Below are 26,077 nucleotides of genomic sequence, written 5' to 3' on the forward strand. Positions count from 1 at the left end.
AGCTCAAAGCTCTAGTTTCATTTTTTTCCGCCATTGCTTGGACGTGGTCGTTTGAGCGTCCACTCGTCAATCATATCCGCCCAATCCTGCAACATCGCCCGACGCTGATCGCGGTATTCAGCCTTGTTGTAAACGGCCCGTACGCCCTTCTGCTCGTGCGCAAGGCACTTCTCAATCCAATCTGAGTTGTAACCCGCCTCATGCAGCAGCGTGCTCGCTGTGCGCCTCAAATCATGCGGTCCGAACTTGCTCAACGGCTGCCCTTCTTTCTGCGCAAGCCGGTAGGTCAGCGTCAGCACCTGATTGATCGTCGCGGTACTCATCGGCAAATCAGAATCGTACCGAGAGGGAAAGACATAATCCGAACCACCGGCAAACGTCTTCAGAGCAATGAAGAAATCCAGCGCCTGCTGAGATAAGAACACCAAATGGGGATTGCGCCGCTTCATCCGCTCTTTCGGAATAGTCCACAGGGCTTCGCTGAAATTGATTTCGTTCCAGGTAGCGTTGGTCAATTCACTTTTGCGAACCATGGTCAGTAACAGCAGCTTAGCGGCGACTCTCACGGATGAGGCAGTGCCGATGCGGTCCAGGTACTGATACATCAACGCGATTTCGTCAGGCCCTAGAGCGCGATCGCGTGGCTCGAATTTAGCGATGCTTGCAGGACGCACCAGATCGGCCGGATTCTCAACCTTCTGGCCACGCTCTATCGCCCATCGGAACACCTGCATCACAATCTCGCGGGAGTGCACGGCCGTGGCTGGAGCTCCACGCTCCACAATTGCATCTGTCAGGGTACGCAGATCCTCATGATTGATTTCCACCAGTTTCTGATTACCGAAGTGCGGCTTTAGCTCGCGCTCGTAAACCGATCGGCGCATGTCACGCGTCGAGTCAGCCATCTGATACCCACGCAGCCATTTCTCCGCCCACGCATCAAACGTCTCTGCCCCTTTGATGCGTGCCTTGGCACGGGCTTTCTCTTTGGCAGGTGACTTACCCGCCGAAACCATTTTTTTAGCCTCGCCCAAGCGCTCTCTGGCTTCCGCAAGTGTGATGCCACCCACGCCATAACGACCGAACGTGATGGTCTCCTGACGGCCATTGATTGAGTAGTTGTAACGAAAGGAGATGGAACCGGCAGCAGTGACGGCCACGTACAGCCCGTCACGGTCGTTCACCTTGTAGAGTTTTTCTTGCGGTTTGAGGTTACGCAGCTTGGTATCGGTCAGCATGGCAGTTACGGATTCCATTGAAAAAATACCATGCTCAGAAAAGCACTCATGCACCACGATAAAACCCAATGAAACCGGGCTGATGATGAGATTTGATACCATGCCCTGCCCTACTAGGGCGACATGGTATCGAGCACCGAACATGGCATTTGGTTCAGTCAATGCCCCGTACCATGCCATACAAACACGGTGCTTGGCGATGCACAAAGCTGCCAGAACTTGCCAGACCCAAAAAGCCAAAAGCCCGCAATTACGCGGGCTCCAGAGCATTTCTTGCTAGTTGGTGCCGGACAATGCCGGACGTCCAATCATTCCCACTCAATAGTAGCCGGCGGCTTGCTCGACACGTCATAAGTCACCCGCGAGATCCCTTCGATCTCATTGATGATCCGGCCACTCACCGTCTCCAGCAGCTCATAAGGCAGGTGCGCCCAACGAGCGGTCATGAAGTCGATGGTTTCGACAGCGCGCAGCGCGACGACCCAGGCGTAGCGGCGGCCGTCGCCGACCACGCCAACCGATTTAACCGGCTGGAACACCACGAACGCCTGGCTGACTTTGTGATACCAGTCGGCCTTGCGCAGTTCTTCGATGAAGATGTGGTCGGCACGACGCAGGAGGTCGGCGTATTCCTTCTTCACTTCGCCGAGGATGCGCACGCCCAGGCCTGGGCCTGGGAATGGGTGGCGGTAGACCATGTCGTACGGCAGGCCGAGTTCGAGGCCCAGGCGGCGGACTTCGTCCTTGAACAGCTCGCGCAGTGGCTCGACCAGCTTGAGGTTCATTTCTTCCGGCAGGCCGCCCACGTTGTGGTGCGACTTGATGACGTGGGCCTTGCCGCTTTTCGCGCCAGCCGACTCGATCACGTCCGGGTAGATGGTGCCTTGCGCCAGGTACTTGATGTTGTCCAGCTTGCAGGACTCGGCATCGAACACGTCGATGAAGGTGCGGCCGATGATCTTGCGCTTCTTCTCTGGATCGCTCTCGCCTTCCAGGTTGTTCAGGAACCGCTCTTCGGCGTTGGCGCGGATCACCTTGACGCCCATGTTCTCGGCGAACATGGCCATCACTTGCTCGCCTTCATGCAGACGCAGCAGGCCGTTGTCGACGAATACGCAGGTCAGTTGATCGCCGATGGCCTTGTGCAGCAACGCGGCAACGACAGACGAGTCAACGCCGCCGGACAGGCCCAGCAGGACGTTGTCGGTGCCTACCTGGGCGCGAACCTGAGCGATAGCGTCTTCAGCAATCTTCGACGGGGTCCACAGCGCTTCACAGCCGCAGATGTCGAGGATGAAGCGCGACAGGATGCGACCGCCCTGCTTGGTGTGGGTCACTTCCGGGTGGAACTGCACGCCGTAGTAACCGCGAGCGTCGTCAGCCATACCGGCAATCGGGCAGCTCGGGGTACTGGCCAGAATGTGGAAGTCTTCCGGCAGTTTGGTGACCTTGTCACCGTGACTCATCCATACGTCGAGGCCAAACAGGCCGTCGGCGTCGATATGGTCTTCGATACCATCGAGCAGACGGCTTTTGCCGACTACGTCAACGCGAGCGTAGCCGAACTCGCGCAGCTCGGAACCGGCAACCTTGCCGCCCAACTGCTCGGCCATGGTCTGCATGCCGTAGCAGATACCGAACACCGGCACACCCAGGTCAAATACTGCTTGCGGGCAGCGTGGGCTGTTGGCTTCGTGTACGGACTCGGGGCCGCCGGCGAGGATCACGCCTTTTGGAGCGAATTCGCGAATCGCTTCGTCGTCCATGTCAAACGGATGCAGCTCGCAATACACGCCGATTTCACGCACGCGGCGGGCGATCAGCTGGGTGTACTGGGAACCGAAGTCGAGGATCAGGATACGGTGGGCGTGAATGTCGAGGGCCATGACTCATTCTCGTCAAAAAACAGAAACGACACGGGGCTGCGTCAACAGCCCCGGCTATAAAAAGTGTTGGCCTGCATCGCGGCGCACACCACGATGCAGTCCGGATCAACCAACGCGATAGTTCGGCGCTTCCTTGGTGATCTGCACATCATGGACGTGGGATTCAGCCATGCCTGCGCCGGTAATGCGAACGAACTCGGGCTTGGTGCGCATCTGCTCGATGTCGGCACTGCCGGTGTAACCCATGGAGGAACGCAGACCGCCCATCAACTGATGGATGATGGCCGACAACGGACCTTTGTAGGCCACACGGCCTTCGATACCTTCCGGCACCAGTTTCTCGGCACCTGCGGACGAGTCCTGGAAATAGCGATCGGACGAGCCTTGCGCCTGGGACATCGCACCCAGCGAACCCATGCCGCGATAGGCCTTGTAGGAACGGCCCTGGAACAGTTCGATCTCGCCTGGTGCTTCTTCAGTACCGGCGAACATCGAACCCATCATCACGCAGGAGGCACCGGCCACGATGGCCTTGGACAGGTCACCGGAGAAGCGGATGCCGCCATCGGCGATCATCGGCACGCCTGTGCCTTCAAGGGCTGCGGAAACATTGGCGATGGCGCTGATCTGCGGCACGCCGACACCGGCAACGATGCGCGTGGTGCAGATGGAGCCTGGGCCGATACCGACCTTGACTGCATCGGCGCCTGCAGCAACCAGAGCCTTCGCAGCTTCGCCAGTGGCGATGTTGCCGCCGATGACCTGCACCTGAGGGAAGTTTTCCTTGACCCAGCGAACGCGGTCGATCACGCCTTTGGAATGGCCGTGAGCGGTGTCGACCACAACAACGTCAACGCCGGCAGCGACCAGCGCAGTGACGCGCTCGCCGGTGTCCTTGCCGGTACCGACAGCAGCGCCGACGCGCAGGCGAGCCTGATCGTCCTTGCTGGCCAGCGGATAAGCCTTGGCTTTTTCGATGTCCTTGACGGTCATCATGCCCTTGAGCGCGAAGTGGGCATCCACGATCAGGACTTTTTCCAGACGGTGTTTGTGCAGCAGCTCACGCACTTCGTTCTTGTCGGCACCTTCACGCACGGTGACCAGACGCTCTTTAGGCGTCATCACTTCGCGGACAGGGACATCAAGACGGTTTTCGAAGCGTACGTCGCGGGACGTCACGATGCCGACCAGGTCGCCATTGTGCAGCACCGGTACGCCGGAAATGTTGTGCATGCGGGTAAGTTCGAACAGATCACGAACAGTGGCATCGGCTTCGATCGTGATCGGGTCCTTGACGACACCAGCCTCGAACTTCTTGACCTTGCGCACTTCGGCTGCTTGCTGCTCGATGGTCATGTTCTTGTGGATGATACCGATACCGCCTTCCTGGGCCATGGCAATTGCCAGACGGGCCTCGGTGACTGTATCCATTGCAGCAGAGACCAAAGGTATATTCAGCTCGATGCCACGGGTCAAACGGGTTTTCAGACTGACTTCGTTGGGAAGTACCTCGGAATAACCGGGCACAAGGAGAATGTCGTCGAATGTAAGGGCTTCTTGACTGATACGCAGCATCGCGGGGGCTCCCGGGCGGGAAATTGGAAGCGCGCCATTATACCCACAGACCCCGCCCGGCTCAATGTAAACCTCAGCCTATTATCAAAGCTGTTTATAGACGCACATTAACGCAGGAGACCGGGCGATCCAGACGTTCGGCGAAGTCATCCAGAAAGGTCTGCGTGAACGACGCATCCAGCCAGTTATTGAAGATGAAACCGAGGTTGGAAAACCCGCAGGCGTCGAGAAAAAGAAAGCCGTTGATGTCATCTTCGTGGCGGCATTCGGGGCAGGTAAAATTATCGGTGTGACCGGGCATCCAGTCTTCCAGGCTGTCGAACAGCGCCTCCCCCACTTCGCGACGACACTTCGGGCAACCGGCCTCTTCGGCAAAGTCGTTCAGCGGGGTATAGATGCAGCGCTTGGTGACGATTTCCAGACCATTGACTGTTTGCCCGAAAGGCAAGGCATCGGAGTGCTTTACTACCCTTCTCGCTCCGGGTGCCACGGCGTAGGCCATCTTGTTATAGGTGCGCCCGCATGTCGTCAGCTCCGGCTCGACTACATCGAGCTTGACCAGCCAGCGCAGAATCAGCCGCGCCCTGGCCTCGTGCCCGGGAAAAGTGGAAATTTGCGGGACGATAATGCTTTGGGTGTTCATAACGGAGCGTCGCTTAAAGCTGTTCGAGGCCGCAGCTTAATAGGCTGATGATTCTGGTCAAGGTGAAATCATGATCGAAGTGGCGCTACGGACCCGTGCGCCAGACCGGCATTGCCATTATGATGCCCGACATGATCAAAGACCCTTTCGCAAGACTCGGCCTCGACCGGGAAGTCCTTACTGTCAGCCAGCTCAACGGCCGTGCGCGGGTGTTGCTGGAGGACGTGTTCAGCAGTATCTGGGTCGAAGGCGAGATATCCAACCTCTCTCGCCCGGCGTCTGGCCATGTGTACTTCACGCTGAAGGACTCTGGCGCGCAAGTGCGTTGCGCACTGTTCCGGCAGAGCGCGGCGCGTGTGCGTCAGGCGCTCAAGGACGGCTTGCAGGTCAAGGTGCGCGGCAAGGTGTCGCTGTTTGAAGGCCGTGGCGACTACCAGCTGATTCTCGACACGGTGGAACCTGCCGGTGATGGTGCGTTGCGCCTGGCATTCGATGCGTTGAAAGCCAAGCTCAGCGACGAAGGCCTGTTCAGCGCCGAGCGCAAGGTTGCCTTGCCGTTGCATCCGCAACGTATCGGCATCATCAGCTCACCGACCGGCGCGGTAATCCGCGACATCATTAGTGTGTTCCGCCGCCGCGCACCGAGGGTCGAACTGACATTGATCCCCACCGCCGTTCAGGGGCGTGAGGCGATCAACCAGATTGTCCGCGCACTGAAACTGGCCGACAGCAGAGGCTTCGATGCACTGATACTCGCCCGTGGTGGTGGATCGCTGGAGGACCTGTGGTGCTTCAACGAAGAAGCTGTCGCCCGCGCCATCGACGCGTGCGTGACGCCGATTGTCAGTGCTGTTGGACATGAAACCGATGTTTCCATCAGCGATTTCGTGGCCGACGTACGAGCGCCGACGCCCTCCGCTGCCGCCGAACTGCTCGCTCCGGACTCCAGTGACCTGCATCGACGCGTCGACAGCCTGCACCGCCGACTGGTGAGCCGTATGCAGGATCGACTGATGCGCGAGCGCTTGCGTCTTGAGGGCATTTCGCGGCGTCTGCGTCATCCTGGCGAGCGCTTGCGTCAGCAGTCGCAACGGCTGGACGACCTGGACATGCGCCTGCGCCGCGCTTTCGAACAGAACATGCACCAACGTCAGGTGCGTCTCGCCCATATGCAGAGCCGTCTAGCTGCACAGCATCCGGGCCGAACCCTGGGTTTTCTGCGTCAGCGTCTGGATGCCTTGGCCGAGCGTCTGCCGCGAGCCATTCGTGAACAGATCAAGGCACGCAAGCTGCAACTGCAAAGTCAGGTGCAGACCCTCAACGTGGTCAGCCCGCTCGCCACACTGGGACGCGGTTACAGCATCCTGCTCGACGAGCGCGGCCACGCGATCCGCAGCGCGGCACAGACGCAAACGGGCCAACGGCTTACCGCCAGGCTCGGCGAAGGCGAACTGCAAGTGCGCGTTGAAGACAATCACCTCACACCCGTGACCCTCTCCCTTCTGGACTGACTGCCTGATGCTACGTTTTATTGCCCCGCTGTTCGCCCTGCTGCTCTGTCTTCCCGCTCACGCTGACAGCTTTATTACCCGCGCACTCGACAAACCGGTGCCAGGCGGCGTGGCGGTTGTCGATCTGGGCACTGGCGCTCAGGCTCCGACCGCCACCTATCAAGGCAAACCGGTGCTGGTGGTCAAGGCACAGGGCACGCGATGGCTGGCCATCGTCGGCATCCCGTTAACGGTCAAACCCGGCACTCAACAAGTGACCTCGGGCGGGCGCACGCTGAACTTCACTGTCGGCAGCAAGAAATACCCGGAACAGCACATCACGCTCAAAAACAAACGTCAGGTGAACCCAAACCCTGAAGACAACAAGCGTATCGAGGGCGAACTGGCTGAACAGCTACGCGCCTACCGCAGCTTCAGCCCCGGAACGCCGAGCAACCTGATTCTGGACAAGCCAGTCAACGGACCGCTATCGAGCAGGTTCGGCGTACGTAGATTCTTCAACGGCGAGGAGCGCAACCCGCACTCAGGACTGGATTTCGCTGTACCGGCAGGCACGCCGATCAAATCTCCGGCTGCGGGCAAGGTCATCCTGACCGGTAATTACTTTTTCAATGGCAACACTGTATTCGTTGACCACGGCCAAGGCTTCATCAGCATGTTTTGCCACATGTCGAAAATCGATGTGAAAGTCGGTGATCTGGTCCCTCGTGGCGGCGTGGTCGGCAAGGTCGGTGCTACAGGTCGCGCAACCGGCCCGCACATGCACTGGAACGTCAGCCTCAACGATGCGCGCGTGGACCCGGCAATCTTCATCGGCGCGTTTCAGCCGTAACACTTTTCGTCAGCAAGCGCTAAGGCGCTTGCCAACGACAGTCGTTCTTTGCGCACATCGCTTTCGACCAACAATAACCAGCAAATAAAAGCTCATAACCCGCTATAAAAAATCGATAACGGCGTATTTTCGAGAATTTATCCTAATCTTTTTCAAGTGCTTGCCATCATTCATTCCAATGGTTACGGTTGGGCTCATGAAAACCTCTCAAACCCTTATTCTGTTGCGCCAACATCGGTGCCTCAGCCTGGTCAGCGCCCGACTGCCAGGCTAGATTGCTGTGCCTCGCCCCTGTGTTCGCAACCCCTGTGCTTTTTAGAACGGAAGGCCGACCCTAACCCGGCCCCGTGAATACAAAAGGATTTCCTGATGACCATGCTCAAAGACCCATCGAAGAAGTACCGCGCATTCCCGACCATCGATCTGCCTGACCGCACCTGGCCTTCGAAGACCATCGATGCAGCGCCGATCTGGTGCAGCTCCGACCTGCGCGACGGCAACCAGTCGTTGATCGAACCAATGGACGCGGCCAAGAAACTGCGCTTCTGGAAAATCCTGGTCAGCGTTGGCGTCAAGGAAATCGAGGCATCCTTTCCATCAGCTTCGCAGACTGACTTCGATTTCGTGCGTACCCTGATCGAAGACGGCCATATCCCGGATGACACCACCATTCAGGTGCTGACCCAGGCTCGCGAAGACCTGATCGCTCGCACGTTCGAATCGCTGCGTGGCGCGAAGAAAGCCATCGTCCACCTGTATAACGCGACCAGCCCGTCGTTCCGCCGCATCGTCTTCAATCAGGACAAGGCCGGGGTGAAAGAGATCGCGGTCAACGCGGCCAAGCTTTTCGTCAAATATGCAGCACAACAGCCTGAAACCCAGTGGACCTTCGAGTACTCGCCGGAAACCTTCAGTGCGACCGAGCTGGAATTCGCCAAGGAAGTCTGCGATGCGGTGATCGAGGTGTGGAACCCGACGCCCGAGAACAAGGTGATCCTCAACCTCCCGGCCACCGTGGAAGTGGCGACACCCAACATTTACGCTGACCAGATCGAATGGTTCGGCCGCAACATCACCCGCCGCGACAGCGTGCTGATCAGCCTGCACACCCATAACGACCGTGGTACAGGCGTCGCTGCTACCGAGCTGGGCCTGATGGCCGGTGCGGATCGCGTCGAAGGCTGCCTGTTCGGTAACGGCGAGCGGACCGGCAACGTCGATCTGGTCACCGTTGCATTGAACCTCTACACCCAGGGCATCGACCCGGAGCTGGACTTCTCGGATATCGACGGTGTGCGTAAGGTCGTCGAAGAGTGCAACCAGATTCCGGTTCATCCACGTCACCCGTACGTTGGCGACCTGGTACACACCGCGTTCTCCGGTTCGCACCAGGACGCCATCCGCAAGGGCTTCACCCAGCAGAAGGACGGCGAGCTGTGGGAAGTGCCTTACCTGCCGATTGACCCCGCCGACATTGGCCGTAGCTACGAGGCGGTGATTCGCGTCAACAGCCAGTCAGGCAAAGGTGGCATCACTTACCTGCTGGAGCAGGAATATGGCATTTCCCTGCCGCGCCGTATGCAGATCGAGTTCAGCCAGGTAGTTCAGGGTGAAACCGATCGTCTGGGCCTGGAGATGTCCGCTCAGCAGATTCATTCGCTGTTGCGCCGTGAATACCTGCAAGCCAACACACCTTACGCGCTGATCAGCCACAAGTTGCAGGAGGAGAACGGCAACAGTGCGGTCGATGCCGAAGTGCATGTGGACGGTGAAACCCAGCATTGGCGCGGCAAGGGCAAAGGCGCTCTGGAAGCGCTGGTCGCCGGTCTGCCAGTTGCCGTGGAGATCATGGACTACAACGAGCACGCCATTGGCTCGGGCACCACGGCCAAAGCCGCTGCCTACATCGAACTGCGCGTGAATGGCGAGCGTGCCGTGCATGGCGTGGGTATTGATGAAAACATTACCACCGCCAGCTTCCGGGCACTGTTCAGCGCACTGAACCGCTCGTTGAGCCAGACACAAGCCAAGGCCGCCTGAGTCTACAGGCAGGATGGCGGACGCCAGTTCGCCATCCTCACCCAAACCGAGCGCGCGACTCCCCTCCTCGCCAGCCTCTTGCATTCCACGCATGACCCTGCCTGTTTCGGCATAATCTTTTTCATTTATGCTGTGGTAGCATGCTGCCTTTATTCCAGGACGGGCCAACATCCAACAGCAATTCATATGCTGACGATGCCCATCCGGACTTACCTGCCAGCTACATCTTTCCTATAAAACCAAGACGACTATTGCATTGATTTCCGGACGAAAAGAATGCTCGGGCAGACCCACCGTGCATTGAAATTACTATCGGCCTCGGTACGCTGAGCTGATCCAATCACATTTGGAGCGATTATGCCCAAGGCTTCCCATCAAGATTTGCGCCGCAGTTTCCGTGCGCTTACCTCGTCGAACTCGTGCTTTCACACCGCCTCGGTATTCGACCCCATGTCAGCGCGAATCGCAGCGGATCTGGGCTTTGAAGTAGGCATCCTCGGCGGTTCTGTCGCATCGCTGCAAGTACTGGCAGCACCTGACTTCGCACTGATCACCCTGAGCGAGTTCGTTGAACAGGCCACGCGCATCGGCCGCGTTGCGCAACTGCCGGTTATCGCGGACGCAGACCATGGTTATGGCAATGCCCTTAACGTCATGCGTACCGTTGTTGAACTGGAACGCGCCGGCATCTCGGCGTTGACGATTGAAGATACCCTGCTGCCTGCGCAGTTCGGACGCAAATCCACTGACCTGATTTCCACGGCTGAAGGTGTTGGCAAGATCCGCGCAGCACTGGAGGCACGTGTCGACCCGGAGATGTCGATTTTCGCTCGAACCAACGCGGCGATCATCCCGGTTCAGGAAGCCATCAGTCGGGTTCAGCAGTATCAGGCTGCCGGGGCTGACGGCATTACCATCGTCGGCATTCGTGACTTTGATCACCTGGCACAGATATCCGAAGGCGTGACCGTACCGCTGATGCTGGTGACCTACGGCAACCCTGAGCTGCACGACAATGCGCGTCTTGCCGAGATGGGCGTGCGAGTCTGCGTGCATGGCCACGCTGCGTACTTTGCCGCAATCAAAGCCACCTACGACTGCTTGCGCGAGCAACGCCAGATTCTGGGCAGCGAGTCGAACATGAGCGCTACCGAATTGACCCACACCTATACGCAGCCTGAAGACTACGTAGAGTGGGCACGCAAGTTCATGAATGTGAACGAGTAAGGGCTCTGGGTGCTGTGACGCTTTGCGTCACAGATCTGCGCCAAGCCGCACACTCAAGATCCGACGCAGAGCGTCGCACGATAGTCAGGTTATCGTTCCGCACGCTCCAGCGTGGGAACGCCTGTCGTGACGCTCTGCGTCACAGATCTGCGCGCACCACATAGCCGGGAGCAGACCCGTAACGTAAGCACCGCATGCCGACGCGGCGCGTCGGCACGACCATCATCCGTGCCAGGACATCAGGCAGTGGTATTCACGCCACCTTCAGTCTCCAGCTGCAACAACGATGCCTGCAAGGTCTGCAGGTTAGCGCTGGTGGACGCAATCTGACCCTGAATCGCCATGGCTTTCTGGGCCTTTTCTTCCGCAGTGCCATTACCGCTTTGAGCGGCAGCCAATTGCGCCTGCTGTTGAGCCAGTTGCTTCTGGGCGTCCTTGATCTGCTGCTTTATCTGTTCGATCGTCTGATTAAGAGCCGATTTGCTGGAGCCGCCAACGCTGCCCCCACCACCGGCCGCTCCGGCCTTACCGCCTTCGGTCGAGGCCTGATCAGAGGTCTTCTCTGTTTCAGTCGTGGTAGTTGCAGACTTGATTGCCTCTGCGTCGGTAGATTTAACCGCTAGGGTCAACGGGCTTGAATAGCTGTTCAATGTGGACGTATTGATGGTAATCATGGCGGTCTCCAGGTTGCCTGCACACGCTATCGGCCGACTCGTAACATTCTGAAGTAATTTTTATTGAATATTAAAAGAGTCAGCGTCCAGACCGGCTGGAAAGCGTGTGCGATAGGCTTGTAAGTCTGCCGCGCTTAACGTCGCCCTGAACACTCCATCCGCTTCGCCTGCCCCCAACAGGCTCTCGCCTTGAAAATCCAGAACCTGACTGTCACCGGTGTACGCAAAGCCCTTCCCGTCCGACCCTACCCGATTGACCGCGGCAACGTAGCACAGGTTTTCGATGGCCCTGGCGGGCAGCAGGCGGTTCCAGTGCAGACGTCGCGCGCCTGGCCAGTTGGCGGTGTACAGCAACAGGTCGGTACTTTCGGCGTCACGGCTCCAGACCGGAAAGCGCAGGTCGTAGCAGATCAGCGGGCGAATACGCCACCCATTAAGCTCAAACATCACCTGACGCTCGCCCGGCGTGTAGTGTTCGTGTTCACCCGCCATACGAAACAAGTGACGCTTGTCATAATGCAGCAACTCACCCTCCGGTCGCGCCCACAGCAGACGGTTGCGATAAGTGCCATCGGCAGCGCGAATGATGACGCTGCCGGTCACCACCGCATTGATCCGCTTAGCCTGCGCCAACAGCCAGGTCGATGTAGGACCTGCCTCAGGCTCAGCCAGCGCCTCGGACTCCATCGAGAACCCGGTGGTGAACATTTCAGGCAGGATCACCAGATCAGCGCCATGCGCCTGGCCCAGCAAGTGCTCGAAATGCTCCAGATTGGCCTCCCGATCATGCCATGCCAGAATCGTCTGAATCAGCGCAAGGTTCAGGTTTGGCAGTTCGCTTATATCGCGCATAGTTTCTCCGCCGCCTGACGCAACGTGTCCTCTTGCTTGGCGAAGCACAGGCGAATCAGACGCTGGCCTGCTGGAGGGCTCTGGTAGAACACAGAAATCGGAATGCTCGCCACACCGTGTTCACGGGTCATCCACAGCGCCATGTCCACGTCATTCAGGTCAGGCCGTATCTGCGAATAATCGACCAACTGGAAATAAGTACCGCCAACAGGCCGGAAGCTGAAACGCGACTCAGCCAGATGACCACAGAAAAAGTCGCGCTTGGCCTGATAGAAGCCTGGCAGCTCATCGACATGCTCAGGGTGCTCGGCCATGAAATCGGCCAGCGCATACTGCAATGGCGTGACACCACAGAAACTGACGTACTGATGCACCTTGCGCAGTTCGGAAGTCAGCGCGGGCGGCGCGACCACGTAACCGGTTTTCCAGCCTGTGACGTGATATGTCTTGCCGAACGAGCTGACGACGAAGGCGCGCTGATACAGTGCCTCGTGATCAAGCACGCTGACATGGCGCGCGCCATCGAAGACCAGGTGTTCATAAACTTCATCGCTAAGCAGGTAGATATCACGATCGGCGATCAGCGCAGCCAGTCGATCAAGCTCTGCACGACTGATCAGGGCACCGCTCGGGTTGTGCGGGCTATTGATGACAATCATGCGTGTACGCGGGCTTAACGCATCGCTGAGCTTTTGCCAGTCGATGGAGAAGTCATCCAGCCCCAGTTGCACATGGACGCAGCGCCCACCGGCCAGCTCGACAGCGGGCTCGTAGCTGTCATAGCAAGGGTCAAAAATGATCACTTCGTCGCCAGCGCGAATAACGCTATGGATCGCGCAGAAAATCGCCTGGGTGGCACCCGGTGTAATAGTGATTTCAGTGTCCGCATTGACCGTACGCCCATAGCTGCGGGCGATCTTTGCCGCAACTTGCTGACGAAGCGCAGGCAGCCCGGTCATCGGTGAGTATTGGTTATGGCCTTGAGTGATATGTCGGCAAACCGCATCACGCAGCGCCTGCGGCCCGTCAAAATCAGGAAACCCCTGGGACAGGTTGATAGCTCCGGTTTCGGCGGCCAGCTGTGACATGACGGTGAAGATAGTGGTGCCCACGTTGGGCAACTTGCTGTCGATCATGGAACCCTTTCCCTGCAATCTCCCGGCACCGGGCGGCACGGGGTCAGGCAGGATAGCCCATTAAACGGACACAAAAAAAGGCGCCGAAGCGCCTTTTTCCAGATGCTGACTCAGCGCTTGTCGCGGCGCTTCTTGTCGGCCTTCTTGTGGTGCGACATCATCCGACGCTTCTTGTTGACCTGACGGTCGGTGAGCGTGTTCTTGTTGCCTTCATACGGGTTCTCGCCGCCCTTGAACTCGATACGGATCGGCGTACCGACCAGTTTGAGCACACGCCGGTAAGTGTTTTCCAGGTAACGAACGTAGGACTTGGGTACTTTCTCGACCTGGTTACCGTGGATCACGATCAGCGGCGGGTTGGCGCCGCCCAGGTGAGCGTAGCGCAGCTTGATGCGGCGGCTGCCGACCATCGGTGGCGCATGCTCGCTGACCGCATCTTCGAGAATCTGGGTCAGGCGGCTGGTTGGCCAGCGGGTTACCGCAGACTTGAACGAGTTCTGTACCGACTGATACAGGTTGCCCACGCCCGTGCCGTGCAGTGCGGAGATGAAGTGGATGTCGGCGAAGTCGACGAAGAACAACCGGCGCTCCAGCTCGATCTTCACGAAATCGCGTTCGCCCGGCGTCATGCCGTCCCACTTGTTCAGCGCGATGACCAGCGCACGACCCGCTTCAAGGGCGAAGCCCAGCAGGTTCAGGTCGTGGTCGACCACACCTTCGCGGGCGTCCATCACAAAGATCACCACGTTGGCGTCCTTGATGGCCTGCAGCGTCTTGACCACCGAGAACTTTTCAACTTCCTCGTGGATCTTGCCGCGCTTGCGCACACCGGCAGTGTCGATCAGCGTGTACTTCTCTTCATTACGCTCGAAGGGAATGTAGATACTGTCGCGCGTGGTGCCTGGCTCGTCATAGACGATAACCCGGTCTTCACCCAGCATTCGGTTGACCAGCGTCGATTTGCCGACGTTGGGACGCCCGATGATTGCGATCTTGATGCCGTCTTTTTCGCTTGGACCAGGAATGCGCTTGGCTTCCTGACCTTCGGCAACTTCCTCGACCTCCTCGCCCTCTTCCAGCTCGTCTTCGTCCTTGGGAAACTCCCGCAGGGCGATTTCGAGCATCTGCGAGATGCCACGACCATGGGCACCAGCCACCGGAATGGCGTCGCCCAGACCCATCGGGCTGAACTCGGCACGTGCCAGGTTTTCGTCGATGTTGTCGATCTTGTTGGCAACCACGTAGGAACGCTTGTTGCGCTTGCGCAGGTGCTCACCAATCATCTGATCAGCAGCGGTGTAGCCCGCACGGGCGTCCACCAGAAACAGCACCACATCGGCTTCTTCAATGGCCAGCAGCGACTGCTCGGCCATCTTTTCGTCCATGCCATGCTCGTCACCGGAAATACCGCCGGTGTCGATCAGAATATAGGAGCGCCCTTGCCACTTCGCCTCTCCGTATTGGCGATCACGGGTAAGACCGGACAGATCACCGACAATGGCGTCGCGAGTCCTGGTCAGGCGGTTGAACATGGTGGACTTGCCGACGTTCGGTCGACCCACCAGGGCGATTACGGGAACCATGCGGCTCTCCACTTCGTTATTTCAGAAAATACAAAAGCCGCTGCAGGGCAGCGGCCGGAGTTCGGGGCGATGCCATAAAGGCACCGCAGCCTTGCCGAAGCAAAGGCACCCGGGGCCATCGGCCCCGGGCATGGACACTTATTGCTTGATGGTCAGGGCTTCCAGTTTGCCGCTGTTGCCATACACGTAAATCATGTCCCCAACCACCAGCGGACGAGCACGCAGGCCGTCGCTGTCGATACGTTCGCGACCGACAAAACGACCGTCCACCTGGCTCAACAGGTGCAGGTAGCCTTCCATGTCACCGACCGCTACATAGCTGGAATACACTTCCGGCGCGCCGAGCTGGCGGCGAGCCAGTGATTCGTTGCTCCACAGTGCAGAGGACGAACGCTCGTCGATACCTTCAACAGTGCCGGAGGCCAGGGTTGCGTAAACGCTGCCAAAGCCCTGGGCAACGCCCGAGTAGCTAGAGGCATCACGCTGCCAGAGCACACGACCGCTTTCCAGGTCCAGACCGGCGACGCGACCCTGATAGGTAGCGACGTACAGTGTACCGCCGGACAGCAACAGGCCGCCGTCGATATCCACGACACGATCCAGTTCCGAGCGACCTTGCGGGATAGCAACACGCTGCTCCCAGACAGGCACGCCGTTGGTAATGTCCAGCGCGACGACCTTACCGGTCGACAGACCCGCCACGGCGAGACGATTGGTTGCAAGTGGAGCACCGGTACCACGCAGGGTCAGCACCGCTGGGGTGCTTTCGTAAATCCAGAGCTGGGAACCTGTGGAGGCATCGAAACCGACAATACGGTCATCCTGAGTCTGAACCACTACCACAGAACCGTTGGTGGCAGGCGGAGCCAGCACTTCGCTGGTCACGCGAGCGCGCCACTTTTCCTCACCGGAGGTGGCGTCCATGGCAATGACTTCACCCTTGAGGGTACCGATCATCACCAGGCCATAGCCCACGCCGACTGCACCGGAAACCGGCAGATCGAGATCTTTCTTCCAGATCACATCACCGGTCAGACGATCCAGCGATACGACTTCGCCAGTGACGTCAGCCGCGTAGATGCGATCGCCATCGATGGCTGGCACGAGCATGTTGTACGTCTTGCCCTGACCGTCGCCGACGGAACGGCTCCATTGCTTGTGCAGAACCACTTCTTCTTTGAAGTCGGTCAGCTCGGCCGGAGGCAATTCCTTTTTGCTGTTGCTGCTGCAACCCGCGGCCAGAATGGCCAGAGCCAGCAATGCTGCATGTTTCCAACGAATCACGTCACGCATCCCCTTTCGCCAAATCGTCGAGCTTCATTTGCAGGCCACCCACTGCTGCGTCTTCGGACAGAGCGGATTTGGCCTTTTGGTATGCAGCATATGCCTCGTCGGTACGACCCAGCTGTACCAGCAGGTCACCCTTGAGTTCTTCACGACTGGCGAGGAAGGCCTTGTCGGCATCGCCGTCGAGCAGCTTCAGCGCGTCATCGGTCTTGTTCTGCGCAGCCAGCACGCGAGCCAGACGCTGACGGGCAATCTCGCCCAGCGTGTCATTGGCAGGCTTGTCGGCCACGGTTTTCAGCTCGGCTGCAGCATCGTCCAGCTTACCGGCATCGACCGCCACCTTGGCGACGAACAGGCTACCGAACTGTGCATAGGTAGTGCCACCGAATTCGCTTTTCAGTTTGCCGGATATCTCGGCGACACGTGCGGTGTCTGCCTGGCCACTGGGCGTCAGTGCGGTTTCCAGCAATTGCTGATAAAGCATCGAGGCGCCTTGCGACTGGCTGGCCTGATACCTGTGCCAGAACTGCCAACCCAAGACCACGACCAACGCAAGCAGACCACCGGTCAACAGGGGTTTGCCGTTACGCTGCCACCAGTCCTTCATTACCGCCAGCTCTTCATCTTCGGTACCCGACACCCCAATACTCCTATTCGCTAAACGGCTGTTAAATCAGCTTCAACCCTGCACAACGCAGGAGGCCAGGTGCTCTGACAGAGCGTCCCAGGCAATATTTTGTTGTTCACCCTGACCGCGCAGGGGTTTGACGCCAATGACCTTTGCCGCCAGTTCTTCTTCACCGAGAATCAGCGCATACAGCGCACCGCTCTTGTCGGCTTTCTTGAACTGGCTTTTGAAGCTGCCGGCACCGGCGTTGACCTGCAAACGCAGGCTCGGCAACTGATCGCGCACCTTTTCGGTGAGAGCCAGCGCAGCCAGCTCAGCTGCTTCGCCAAAGGCGCACAGGTAAACATCGACCTGACGGGCAATTTCTTCCGGGACCTGCCCGAGGGTTTCAAGCAACAGAACCAGACGCTCGATACCCATCGCGAAACCAACGCCGGTCGTCGGCTTGCCGCCCATCTGCTCGACCAGACCGTCATAACGACCGCCTGCACAGACCGTACCCTGAGCACCCAATTGGTCGGTAACCCACTCGAAAACGGTCTTGCTGTAATAATCCAGCCCGCGAACCAGCTTCGGGTTGATGACATAAGGAATGCCGGCTGCGTCCAGACGGGCCTTCAGGCCTTCGAAGTGAACGCGGGATTCGTCATCCAGATAATCTGCCAGCTTTGGAGCATCGACCAGCACAGCCTGGGTTTCAGGGTGTTTGGTGTCCAGCACGCGCAGCGGATTGGTTTTCAGACGACGCTGGCTGTCTTCGTCGAGTTGATCAAGACGTGCCGACAGAAACTCGACCAGCGCATCACGATAACGCGCACGCGCTTCGCTGGTGCCCAGGCTGTTGAGTTCAAGCTTGACCGCATTGCGAATGCCCAGCATGCCCCACAGGCGCCAGGTCATGACGATCAGTTCGGCATCGATGTCCGGACCGTCAAGATTGAAGACCTCGACACCAATCTGGTGAAACTGGCGATAACGGCCTTTCTGTGGACGCTCGTGACGAAACATCGGCCCGATGTACCACAGTTTCTGAACCTGACCGCCACCGGTGATGCCGTGCTCCAGGACCGCACGCACACAGGCAGCAGTACCTTCCGGACGCAGGGTCAGGGAGTCGCCGTTGCGATCGGCGAAGGTGTACATTTCCTTCTCGACGATATCGGTCACTTCACCGATGGAGCGCTTGAACAGCTCGGTGAATTCGACGATAGGCATACGAATCTGCCGGTAACCGTAGTTATCCAGCAGACGTGAAACGGTGCCTTCGAAGTGGCGCCACAGCGGCGTCTGCTCGGGCAGGATGTCGTTCATGCCACGAATGGCTTGTAGAGACTTACTCACAGAAAATCCTTAGCAATCCTGGTTAGCCGCGCACGATGACAGATGCGTCAGCTTCGGCCTTTTCAGCCGCTTTCTCGCGAATCAAGCGTTCAAGCTCGTCCACGAGATTGTCGTTGGTCAGTTTCTGCGCAGGCTTGCCGTCGATGTAAATCAGGTTCGGCGTACCACCAGTCAGGCCGATATGCGCTTCCTTGGCCTCGCCCGGACCGTTGACTACACAACCGATCACTGCGACATCAAGCGGCACCAGCAAATCTTCAAGGCGACCTTCAAGCTCGTTCATGGTCTTGACCACATCGAAGTTCTGCCGCGAGCAGCTCGGGCAGGCGATGAAGTTGATACCACGGGAACGAAGGCGCAACGATTTGAGGATGTCGTACCCGACTTTCACTTCCTCGACCGGATCAGCAGCCAGCGAGATGCGGATAGTATCGCCAATTCCTTCGGCAAGCAGCATTCCAAGACCGACAGCCGATTTCACCGTGCCTGAACGCAAGCCGCCAGCTTCGGTGATACCCAGATGCAGAGGCTGGACGATCTGTTTGGCCAGCAGGCGGTAGGCTGCGACGGCCATGAACACATCGGACGCCTTGACGCTGACCTTGAAGTCCTGAAAGTTCAGGCGCTCCAGGTGCTCGACGTGGCGCAACGCAGACTCCACCAACGCCTCTGGCGTCGGCTCGCCGTACTTCTTCTGCAGGTCTTTTTCCAGCGACCCGGCGTTGACGCCGATGCGGATCGGAATACCGCGATCACGCGCAGCATCGACCACGGCCCGCACCCGGTCTTCACGACCGATATTGCCCGGGTTGATACGCAGACAGTCGACGTCCAGCTCCGCCACACGCAGGGCGATGCGATAGTCGAAGTGGATGTCGGCGACCAATGGCACTTTGACCAGTTGCTTGATGCGACCAAAGGCTTCGGCAGCGTCCATGTCCGGTACAGAAACACGCACGATGTCGACACCGGCAGCTTCCAGACGGTTGATCTGGGCGACGGTGGCCGCAACATCGTTGGTATCGCTGTTGGTCATGCTCTGCACGGCAATCGGCGCATCACCGCCGACCGGTACGGAACCGACCCATATTTTTCGGGATTCGCGACGCTTGATTGGAGATTCGCCGTGCATGACTTATTGCCCTAGCTTCAGGCGAGCAGTTTCGCCGCTGGTAAAAGGTGCCACGTCTACAGGCTGACCGTTGTAGCTGACCTGCGCGCCGCGTGCGTAGCCCAGGCGCAGCGTCAATGGCGGCTTGCCGCTGACATCCAGGCTGTCGCCCTTGCGCTTAAGGCCGCTGACCAGCACCTTGCCGTTTCCGTCAGTGACCTGGGTCCAGCAATCGGCGACGAACTGCACAGTAATCTGACCGGCCCCGGCCATGACTGGCGCTGGCTGCTCGGCTGGTGCGGTCGGCATCGACGGTACGGTCGGCGCAGCAACAGGCGCTTGTGGAGCATTTGCAGGCGGCGTAGTGGCGGCCGGTGTCTGTGTCTGCGCAGGCGCATGACTCGTAACACCTGCAGTAGGAGCAGCAGGCGTCGCGCTCGGAGATTCACTGGCAGGCGCACCGGTGTTCAACGGCAGCGAAGTCTGTCCGGCATTAGGCGTTTCGGCCACTGCGGGCTCTTCCGGCTCGTCCAGCGGGTGAATCTGAGTGGTGCCGTCGGCGCTTTCGACCTCGACGTGCTCCATGTTCAGCCCGGACTGGTCCCTGCCACGCAGAGAAGCCTGATCCTGCCACCAGAAGAAACCGCCACCGACCAGAAGCACCAGCAACAACAGGCTGACGATACGCAGGATGTTGTGTGACAGCCTGACCGGCTCTTCGATACGGCCCAATGCGTGGACCGAACTGCCCTTGCCATCGGTGCCGGTGAACTGGTCGAACTGTTCGACCAGCGCCGCCTGATCGAGGTCAAGCAGCTTGGCGTAGGCGCGTACATACCCCCGGGCAAACGTATGCCCAGGCAGCTTTTCAAAATGTCCGTTCTCCAGATTGCTCAGGGAGGTCACGGTGAGGTTCAGTCTCAAAGCCACATCTGGCAGCGACCAGCTCCTGCTCTCGCGGACCTGGCGCAGGGTTTCTCCAGGGTTCACGCGGGTGGTTGCTACAACTTCGGGATGCGCCGCTTTCATCATTGCTCCGACAGGTATTGCTGATATTCCGGCGTACCGGGATAGAGTCTTTTCAACAGCAGACCAAAACTGGCCGCCTTGTTACGATCATCATAGATCTTCGCCAGGCGTGTACCGAGCAATAGACTACGTGCATTTTGCTCGCTGAGTTGGCTAAAACGGTCGTAATAATCACGCGCCGGCACATATTGCTTGTCTTCGTAGGATATCTGCGCCATTTCCAGCAAGGACCTTGGCAACTGGCGGTCCAGGCGCAACGCCTTGGTAAAATGCTCACGGGCCTGCTCGCGATTACCCAGCTTCAGCGAAGTCATGCCCAGGCTCTCAAAGACTCGCGACCGCTCAGGATACAGGTTGTCGGCAGCGGCCTGTTCAAAACGCTCGTAGGCTTCCTTGTAACGCTTTTGTTCGAACAGAAAACTGCCGTAATTATTGACGATGCGTGTTTCGTTGTTACTGGAAGCCAGCGCCTTGCGAAAGTACTGCTCTGCAAGCTCCGGCTCCATCTCGGTCTGGAACACCAGCGCCAGTGCGGCATTGGCCTGCGCGTCGGAACTGTCGAGCTCGAGCGCCTTTTTCAGCGGAACCTTGGCGCGCTCGGTCTGCCCCTGCTGAAAGTAACCCAGCCCAAGCTGCACGTACGCTCTGCGCGCTTCCTCGCGCCCCTGCGCCGTTGTCATCGGGTTGACGTTGCCGGTGGATACGCACGCCGTCAGCAACATGACAACACATAGCAACAGCGAGGCACGCACAGACATGGAGTCTCTCTCGATCAGGTTGGCAGTCAGGTTCGAGTCGCCGCAACCGGGGCCGTCTCGGCCTCGGCGCTCAACTCACGCACAGCAATGTAGCGTTCACTACGGCGTGTACGGTCCATCACCTGCCCGACCAGCTGGCCGCATGCTGCATCAATGTCTTCACCGCGCGTGGTGCGCACAGTGACGTTATAACCAGCCTGATGCAACAGGTCCTGAAAACGACGGATCGCGTTATTGCTGGGACGCTCGTAACCGGAGTGCGGAAACGGGTTGAACGGGATCAGGTTGATCTTGCAAGGCGTGTCCTTGAGCAGCTCGATCATCTCGACGGCGTGTTCAACCTTGTCGTTGATGTCCTTGAGCATGGTGTATTCAATGGTGAGCACACGCTTTTCGCCCAGACTGGACATGTAACGGCGGCAGGAATCAAGGAGCATTTGCAGCGGGTATTTCTTGTTGATCGGCACCAACTGGTTACGCAGCGCATCGTTCGGCGCGTGCAGCGACAAGGCCAGGGAAACGTCGATATGCTTGGAAAGCTCATCGATCATCGGTACCACGCCGGAGGTGGACAAGGTCACCCGGCGCTTGGAAATGCCATACCCCAGGTCATCCATCATCAGATGCATGGCAGCAATGACATTGTCGAAGTTCAGCAGCGGCTCACCCATGCCCATCATCACCACGTTGGTGATGGCACGGTCGACGGTCGCCGGTACGCTGCCAAAGGATTTGTTGGCAATCCACACCTGACCGATGACTTCGGCGGCGGTGAGGTTGCTGTTGAAGCCTTGCTTGCCGGTGGAGCAGAAACTGCAATCCAGGGCACAGCCCGCCTGGGACGAAACACACAAGGTGCCACGCTTGCCCTGCGGGATATAGACGGTCTCGACACAGCTGCCGGACTCTACGCGCACCACCCATTTACGGGTGCCGTCGCTGGAGATGTCCTCGCTGACCACTTCGGGACCGCGAACTTCGGCACAGGCCTTGAGCTTTTCGCGCAGGGCCTTGCTGACGTTCGTCATCGCGTCGAAATCGTCGACGCCGAAGTGGTGAATCCACTTCATGACCTGACCGGCACGGAAGCGCTTCTCCCCGATAGAGTCGAAGAATTTCTCCATTTCCTGTTGAGTCAGCCCCAGCAGGTTGGTTTTACCAGTCGATGCAATCATGAATTCACCCTTCACTCGTCAGTCAAAAATGACTTAGCGAGCGGTTACTTCGGTAGCTGCGAAGAAGTACGAGATTTCGCGAGCGGCGGCTGCTTCCGAATCGGAGCCATGAACAGCGTTGGCGTCGATGGAGTCAGCGAAATCAGCGCGGATGGTGCCGGCAGCAGCTTCTTTAGGGTTGGTAGCGCCCATCAGCTCACGGTTCAGAGCGATAGCGTTTTCACCTTCCAGAACCTGAACGACAACCGGGCCGGAGATCATGAAGGCAACCAGGTCGCCGAAGAAACCGCGAGCGCTGTGCTCAGCGTAGAAACCTTCAGCTTCGGCCTTGGACAGTTGCTTCAGCTTGGAAGCGACAACGCGCAGACCGGCTTTTTCGAAACGAGTGGTGATCTCGCCGATTACGTTCTTGGCAACGGCGTCAGGCTTGATGATGGAGAAAGTACGTTGAACAGCCATGGTGAAACTCCAGAAGCAGTGATTGAAGCGAAAAATTAAACCCGCGAATTATACGCGGGTTCTGGTGTATTGCCTAACTGCGTACGTTACTGAACGTCAATCGGCCTCTTCGATCCATAACCCCTGGATCGCCTCGAGAACCTTTTCCCCACTACGGTCCGGGTGGTCATCGAACTCGGGCAAGGCCATGACCAGATTACGCAGCCTGGGAAAACTCACAGTCAGCGGATCGACATCCGGGTGGCTTTCAGCCAGCTGGATGGCGATTTCCTGCACATCAACCCATTTGAGACTCATGAGCAATCCTTGAATCAGTGTGGCGCTTCAGCGGCGTGGTTGAGCGAATACTTGGGTATTTCGACCGTGAGGTCTTCGTTGCCGACAATGGCCTGACAGGACAGACGCGATTGCGCTTCCAGGCCCCAGGCTTTGTCGAGCATGTCTTCTTCCAGCTCGTCCGCTTCATTGAGCGAATTGAAGCCTTCGCGAATGACGCAGTGACAGGTGGTACAGGCACACACGCCACCACAGGCGCTTTCAATCTCGATGTGGTGCTCGTGGGCAATCTCGAGAATAGACGTGCCCGGCTCCACTTCTACAACCAGCCCGTCCGGACAATGCTCGGCGTGGGGCAGAAAAATCACCTGCGGCATCAGTTATTCCTCAATCTCATTCAAGTTGCGCCCGGCCAGTGCGGCTTTTACCGTCGAATCGAGGCGTCGGGCAGCAAATGCATCGGTCACCTGCGACAGACGCTTGGTCTGCTGCTCGATGGCATAACCATCGGTGCCTTGCATCAATTCACGTAATTCGTTCATCTGCAGGTTGATGACCAGGCGCTCTTCTTCGTCGAGAAGACGCTCACCATCAGCCTCAAGGGCACCTTGAACCGCTTCGAGCAAGCGCTCGGCGTCAACCTGGTGCTCGCGCAGCACACGAGCGACCTTATCGTCGCCGGCATACTCGAAGGAGTCCTTGAGCATGCGGGTGACTTCGTCATCGGTCAGCCCGTAGGAAGGCTTGACCTGAATGCTCGACTCGATACCCGAGCCCATTTCACGCGCCGAAACGCTGAGCAGACCGTCAGCATCAACCTGGAAGGTGACACGAATCTTTGCCGCACCCGCGACCATCGGCGGAATGCCGCGCAATTCGAAACGTGCAAGGGAACGGCAGTCACTGATCAACTCGCGCTCGCCCTGCAGAACATGAATCTTCATGGCCGTCTGGCCGTCCTTGTACGTGGTGAATTCCTGACCACGCGCGACAGGGATGGTGGTGTTGCGCGGAATGACCTTCTCCATCAGCCCGCCCATGGTTTCCAGCCCCAGCGAGAGCGGAATCACATCGAGCAATAGCAGTTCGCCACCGTCACGCTTGTTGCCTGCCAGCGTATCGGCCTGGATCGCAGCCCCGATGGCCACCACTTGATCCGGGTCAATCTGGGTCAATGGCTGACGACCGAACAGCTCGGCCACCGCTTCGCGTACGCGTGGAACTTGGGTCGAACCGCCGACCATGACCACCGCCTCGACTTCTTCAAGCTCGATACCGGTATCACGCACCGCACGACGACAGGCCTTGAGACTGCGCGCGACCATAGGCTCGATCAGCGCATTGAGCGCCTCGCGGGTCAGCGTGCCACGCCAGTCACCGTAGGCGACCTCGACAGACTCGGCGTCAGTCAGCGCTTCCTTGGCCGAGCAGGCAGCCTGCAGCAGGCTGCGTTGCGCGGAAGGGTCGATATCCGCAGACAGACCGGCATCAGTGACAATCCAGTTGGCTATCGCATGATCGAAGTCATCGCCACCCAGAGCGGTATCCCCGCCAGTGGCCAGTACTTCAAACACACCGCCGGTCAGGCGCAGGATCGAGATGTCGAAGGTTCCGCCGCCCAGATCATAGATGGCAACCACGCCTTCGGCTTTCTGATCCAGACCATAGGCAACGGCAGCAGCCGTTGGCTCATTAAGCAGGCGCAACACATTGAGGCCGGCAAGTCTGGCGGCATCCTTGGTCGCCTGGCGCTGAGAGTCGTCGAAATAAGCAGGCACGGTAATCACCGCCCCCACCAGTTCGCCACCCAGCGTGGACTCGGCGCGTTCGCGCAGGACCTTGAGAATGTCGGCAGACACTTCAACAGGACTTTTCGGCCCCTGCACGGTGTCGATGAACGGCATGTGCGACTCACCGCCAACAAACCGGTACGGCAGTTGCTCGCCCAATTGCTTGACGTCAGTCAGCCCGCGCCCCATGAGGCGCTTGACTGACAGAACGGTATTGAACGGATCCTGGGAGGCGGCGATCTTCGCTGACTGCCCTACTTCGACACGATCAGCGTGATAGCGCACGGCAGACGGCAGAATGACCTGCCCCTCTGCATCGGCCAGCGGTTCGGACAGGCCGCTGCGTACTGCAGCAACCAGAGAATTGGTGGTGCCCAGGTCGATACCCACAGCCAGACGACGCTGGTGCGGTTGAGGACTCAGGCCGGGTTCGGCGATCTGCAGTAAAGCCATGCTGTTCAGAATAATCACTGGCGCGCGGCCGAAGCCGCGCGGGGTTAATCGTCGAGGCGCTCTTCTAACTGGCGCACTTCGTGAGAGAGCTTGTCGAGAAACTGCATACGCCGCATCAGCTTTTCAGCGTGCTCGCGTTGTGCAGCATCATTCCAACAGGCCGCGAAGCTCTGGTTCAGCTCGTCCTGAGCGACCTTGAGCTGACGCTTGAAGGTCGCAACGCCGGCGAGATCAGCCTCTTCCTGCAAGTCCTCGAGGTCTTCGCGCAATTGCATCTGCTGCAGAAGAAACTCGGGATCATGCACCGTGACTTCGAGCGGCACTTCGTTGCCGTTCATTGCCAGCAGGTAGCGCGCCCTTTTCGGCGGGCTTTTCAGGGTCTGATAGGCCTCGTTGAGACTGGCCGAGCGCTCCAGCGCCACACGCTGCTCACGCTCGGGGGCATCCGCAAAGCGATCCGGATGCACGTTACGCGCAAGCTCACGGTAGCGCGTGGCCAGCTGGTCAAGATCAAGCTGAAACTCGGGCTTGAGATCGAACAGGGCGAAGTGACAGGGAGTACCCACAATAAAA

General features: G+C 58.6%; 24 protein-coding genes. 4 read left to right on the plus strand and 20 right to left on the minus strand.

Features of this window, described 5'->3' with window-relative positions:
• Positions 1-17: 17 nt before the first annotated feature.
• The 4 genes from AC4ANK_RS21875 to AC4ANK_RS21890 form a co-directional block, all read right to left on the minus strand.
• Complete coding sequence (locus tag AC4ANK_RS21875; RefSeq protein ID WP_031597370.1) at positions 18-1,238, minus strand: tyrosine-type recombinase/integrase; 1,221 nt, start codon at positions 1,236-1,238, stop codon at positions 18-20.
• 308 nt (positions 1,239-1,546) lie between these two features.
• Complete coding sequence (guaA, locus tag AC4ANK_RS21880) at positions 1,547-3,124, minus strand: glutamine-hydrolyzing GMP synthase (RefSeq protein WP_002552500.1); 1,578 nt, start codon at positions 3,122-3,124, stop codon at positions 1,547-1,549.
• 105 nt (positions 3,125-3,229) lie between these two features.
• Positions 3,230-4,699, minus strand: coding sequence for an IMP dehydrogenase (guaB, locus tag AC4ANK_RS21885; protein ID WP_002552499.1), 1,470 nt, complete (start codon positions 4,697-4,699; stop codon positions 3,230-3,232).
• A gap of 94 nt (positions 4,700-4,793) precedes the next feature.
• Entirely contained in the window at positions 4,794-5,342 is a 549-nt protein-coding gene (locus tag AC4ANK_RS21890) for a sugar ABC transporter ATPase (RefSeq protein WP_460384491.1), read from the minus strand.
• A 131-nt stretch (positions 5,343-5,473) separates the two neighbouring features.
• Here AC4ANK_RS21890 and xseA point away from each other — a divergent pair, with 131 nt between their 5' ends.
• The 4 genes from xseA (at position 5,474) to AC4ANK_RS21910 (ending at position 10,952) form a co-directional block, all read left to right on the plus strand.
• Positions 5,474-6,853 (plus strand): exodeoxyribonuclease VII large subunit, encoded by a 1,380-nt coding sequence (xseA, locus tag AC4ANK_RS21895; RefSeq protein WP_002552497.1) that lies wholly within the window; start codon positions 5,474-5,476, stop codon positions 6,851-6,853.
• Between the two features lie 7 nt (positions 6,854-6,860).
• Positions 6,861-7,685, plus strand: coding sequence for a peptidoglycan DD-metalloendopeptidase family protein (locus AC4ANK_RS21900; protein WP_002552496.1), 825 nt, complete (start codon positions 6,861-6,863; stop codon positions 7,683-7,685).
• 369 nt (positions 7,686-8,054) lie between these two features.
• The gene (gene leuA, locus AC4ANK_RS21905; protein WP_002552495.1) at positions 8,055-9,725 is read left to right on the plus strand and encodes a 2-isopropylmalate synthase; all 1,671 of its coding nucleotides are present in this window, start codon (positions 8,055-8,057) and stop codon (positions 9,723-9,725) included.
• A 357-nt stretch (positions 9,726-10,082) separates the two neighbouring features.
• Positions 10,083-10,952, plus strand: coding sequence for an isocitrate lyase/PEP mutase family protein (locus AC4ANK_RS21910; protein ID WP_002552494.1), 870 nt, complete (start codon positions 10,083-10,085; stop codon positions 10,950-10,952).
• A 239-nt stretch (positions 10,953-11,191) separates the two neighbouring features.
• On the opposite strand, the gene AC4ANK_RS21915 is transcribed toward AC4ANK_RS21910, so the two are convergent.
• The 16 genes from AC4ANK_RS21915 to hscB all read right to left on the minus strand — a co-directional run bounded on the left by AC4ANK_RS21915 (position 11,192) and on the right by hscB (position 26,070).
• Entirely contained in the window at positions 11,192-11,626 is a 435-nt protein-coding gene (locus AC4ANK_RS21915; RefSeq protein WP_002552493.1) for a hypothetical protein, read from the minus strand.
• Positions 11,627-11,686: 60 nt separating this feature from the next.
• Complete coding sequence (locus tag AC4ANK_RS21920) at positions 11,687-12,478, minus strand: amidohydrolase (RefSeq protein WP_460384487.1); 792 nt, start codon at positions 12,476-12,478, stop codon at positions 11,687-11,689.
• Positions 12,466-13,614, minus strand: coding sequence for a pyridoxal phosphate-dependent aminotransferase (locus AC4ANK_RS21925; protein WP_002552491.1), 1,149 nt, complete (start codon positions 13,612-13,614; stop codon positions 12,466-12,468). The genes AC4ANK_RS21920 and AC4ANK_RS21925 overlap by 13 nt, the downstream gene beginning before the upstream one ends.
• A 110-nt stretch (positions 13,615-13,724) precedes the next feature.
• Positions 13,725-15,197, minus strand: a complete 1,473-nt coding sequence (gene der, locus AC4ANK_RS21930; protein WP_002552490.1) for a ribosome biogenesis GTPase Der — start codon at positions 15,195-15,197, stop codon at positions 13,725-13,727.
• A 138-nt stretch (positions 15,198-15,335) separates the two neighbouring features.
• Positions 15,336-16,490 (minus strand): outer membrane protein assembly factor BamB, encoded by a 1,155-nt coding sequence (bamB, locus tag AC4ANK_RS21935; RefSeq protein ID WP_003409122.1) that lies wholly within the window; start codon positions 16,488-16,490, stop codon positions 15,336-15,338.
• A complete protein-coding gene (locus AC4ANK_RS21940) occupies positions 16,483-17,124 on the minus strand; it encodes a YfgM family protein (RefSeq protein ID WP_002552488.1) in 642 nt (213 codons plus the stop codon). The genes bamB and AC4ANK_RS21940 overlap by 8 nt, the downstream gene beginning before the upstream one ends.
• A gap of 39 nt (positions 17,125-17,163) precedes the next feature.
• Positions 17,164-18,453, minus strand: coding sequence for a histidine--tRNA ligase (hisS, locus tag AC4ANK_RS21945; RefSeq protein ID WP_002552487.1), 1,290 nt, complete (start codon positions 18,451-18,453; stop codon positions 17,164-17,166).
• Positions 18,454-18,475: 22 nt separating this feature from the next.
• Complete coding sequence (gene ispG / locus AC4ANK_RS21950; RefSeq protein WP_031597363.1) at positions 18,476-19,585, minus strand: flavodoxin-dependent (E)-4-hydroxy-3-methylbut-2-enyl-diphosphate synthase; 1,110 nt, start codon at positions 19,583-19,585, stop codon at positions 18,476-18,478.
• 3 nt (positions 19,586-19,588) lie between these two features.
• The gene (locus AC4ANK_RS21955; protein WP_002552485.1) at positions 19,589-20,593 is read right to left on the minus strand and encodes a RodZ domain-containing protein; all 1,005 of its coding nucleotides are present in this window, start codon (positions 20,591-20,593) and stop codon (positions 19,589-19,591) included.
• The gene (gene pilW, locus AC4ANK_RS21960) at positions 20,593-21,351 is read right to left on the minus strand and encodes a type IV pilus biogenesis/stability protein PilW (RefSeq protein WP_002552484.1); all 759 of its coding nucleotides are present in this window, start codon (positions 21,349-21,351) and stop codon (positions 20,593-20,595) included. Before pilW ends, AC4ANK_RS21955 begins: the two co-directional genes overlap by 1 nt.
• A 26-nt stretch (positions 21,352-21,377) precedes the next feature.
• Complete coding sequence (gene rlmN / locus AC4ANK_RS21965; RefSeq protein WP_002552483.1) at positions 21,378-22,526, minus strand: dual-specificity RNA methyltransferase RlmN; 1,149 nt, start codon at positions 22,524-22,526, stop codon at positions 21,378-21,380.
• 33 nt (positions 22,527-22,559) lie between these two features.
• On the minus strand, positions 22,560-22,985 hold the full coding sequence (gene ndk / locus AC4ANK_RS21970) for a nucleoside-diphosphate kinase (protein ID WP_002552482.1): 426 nt from the start codon (positions 22,983-22,985) through the stop codon (positions 22,560-22,562).
• 96 nt (positions 22,986-23,081) lie between these two features.
• Positions 23,082-23,282: a Fe-S cluster assembly protein IscX gene (gene iscX / locus AC4ANK_RS21975; RefSeq protein ID WP_002552481.1), complete on the minus strand. Its 201-nt coding sequence runs from the start codon at positions 23,280-23,282 to the stop codon at positions 23,082-23,084.
• A 14-nt stretch (positions 23,283-23,296) separates the two neighbouring features.
• Positions 23,297-23,638: an ISC system 2Fe-2S type ferredoxin gene (fdx, locus tag AC4ANK_RS21980; RefSeq protein WP_002552480.1), complete on the minus strand. Its 342-nt coding sequence runs from the start codon at positions 23,636-23,638 to the stop codon at positions 23,297-23,299.
• A 3-nt stretch (positions 23,639-23,641) separates the two neighbouring features.
• On the minus strand, positions 23,642-25,504 hold the full coding sequence (gene hscA / locus AC4ANK_RS21985; protein ID WP_002552479.1) for a Fe-S protein assembly chaperone HscA: 1,863 nt from the start codon (positions 25,502-25,504) through the stop codon (positions 23,642-23,644).
• Positions 25,505-25,548: 44 nt separating this feature from the next.
• Positions 25,549-26,070, minus strand: a complete 522-nt coding sequence (gene hscB / locus AC4ANK_RS21990; RefSeq protein WP_002552478.1) for a co-chaperone HscB — start codon at positions 26,068-26,070, stop codon at positions 25,549-25,551.
• Positions 26,071-26,077: the final 7 nt, after the last annotated feature.

This window comes from Pseudomonas sp. Pmew2 (assembly GCF_058129885.1).

Bases quoted from the DNA above. Each gene is read 5' to 3' on its own strand.
- AC4ANK_RS21875 (WP_031597370.1), bottom strand. From the start codon at position 1,238: ATGCTGACCGATACCAAGCTGCGTAACCTCAAACCGCAAGAAAAACTC.
- fdx (WP_002552480.1), bottom strand. From the start codon at position 23,638: ATGCCGCAGGTGATTTTTCTGCCCCACGCCGAGCATTGTCCGGACGGG.
- AC4ANK_RS21890 (WP_460384491.1), bottom strand. From the start codon at position 5,342: ATGAACACCCAAAGCATTATCGTCCCGCAAATTTCCACTTTTCCCGGG.
- der (WP_002552490.1), bottom strand. From the start codon at position 15,197: ATGGTTCCCGTAATCGCCCTGGTGGGTCGACCGAACGTCGGCAAGTCC.
- AC4ANK_RS21925 (WP_002552491.1), bottom strand. From the start codon at position 13,614: ATGATCGACAGCAAGTTGCCCAACGTGGGCACCACTATCTTCACCGTC.
- guaA (WP_002552500.1), bottom strand. From the start codon at position 3,124: ATGGCCCTCGACATTCACGCCCACCGTATCCTGATCCTCGACTTCGGT.
- AC4ANK_RS21910 (WP_002552494.1), top strand. From the start codon at position 10,083: ATGCCCAAGGCTTCCCATCAAGATTTGCGCCGCAGTTTCCGTGCGCTT.
- hscA (WP_002552479.1), bottom strand. From the start codon at position 25,504: ATGGCTTTACTGCAGATCGCCGAACCCGGCCTGAGTCCTCAACCGCAC.
- xseA (WP_002552497.1), top strand. From the start codon at position 5,474: ATGATCAAAGACCCTTTCGCAAGACTCGGCCTCGACCGGGAAGTCCTT.
- rlmN (WP_002552483.1), bottom strand. From the start codon at position 22,526: ATGATTGCATCGACTGGTAAAACCAACCTGCTGGGGCTGACTCAACAG.
- ndk (WP_002552482.1), bottom strand. From the start codon at position 22,985: ATGGCTGTTCAACGTACTTTCTCCATCATCAAGCCTGACGCCGTTGCC.
- ispG (WP_031597363.1), bottom strand. From the start codon at position 19,585: ATGCACGGCGAATCTCCAATCAAGCGTCGCGAATCCCGAAAAATATGG.
- bamB (WP_003409122.1), bottom strand. From the start codon at position 16,490: ATGCGTGACGTGATTCGTTGGAAACATGCAGCATTGCTGGCTCTGGCC.
- AC4ANK_RS21900 (WP_002552496.1), top strand. From the start codon at position 6,861: ATGCTACGTTTTATTGCCCCGCTGTTCGCCCTGCTGCTCTGTCTTCCC.
- pilW (WP_002552484.1), bottom strand. From the start codon at position 21,351: ATGTCTGTGCGTGCCTCGCTGTTGCTATGTGTTGTCATGTTGCTGACG.
- iscX (WP_002552481.1), bottom strand. From the start codon at position 23,282: ATGAGTCTCAAATGGGTTGATGTGCAGGAAATCGCCATCCAGCTGGCT.
- AC4ANK_RS21915 (WP_002552493.1), bottom strand. From the start codon at position 11,626: ATGATTACCATCAATACGTCCACATTGAACAGCTATTCAAGCCCGTTG.
- leuA (WP_002552495.1), top strand. From the start codon at position 8,055: ATGACCATGCTCAAAGACCCATCGAAGAAGTACCGCGCATTCCCGACC.
- guaB (WP_002552499.1), bottom strand. From the start codon at position 4,699: ATGCTGCGTATCAGTCAAGAAGCCCTTACATTCGACGACATTCTCCTT.
- AC4ANK_RS21955 (WP_002552485.1), bottom strand. From the start codon at position 20,593: ATGAAAGCGGCGCATCCCGAAGTTGTAGCAACCACCCGCGTGAACCCT.
- AC4ANK_RS21920 (WP_460384487.1), bottom strand. From the start codon at position 12,478: ATGCGCGATATAAGCGAACTGCCAAACCTGAACCTTGCGCTGATTCAG.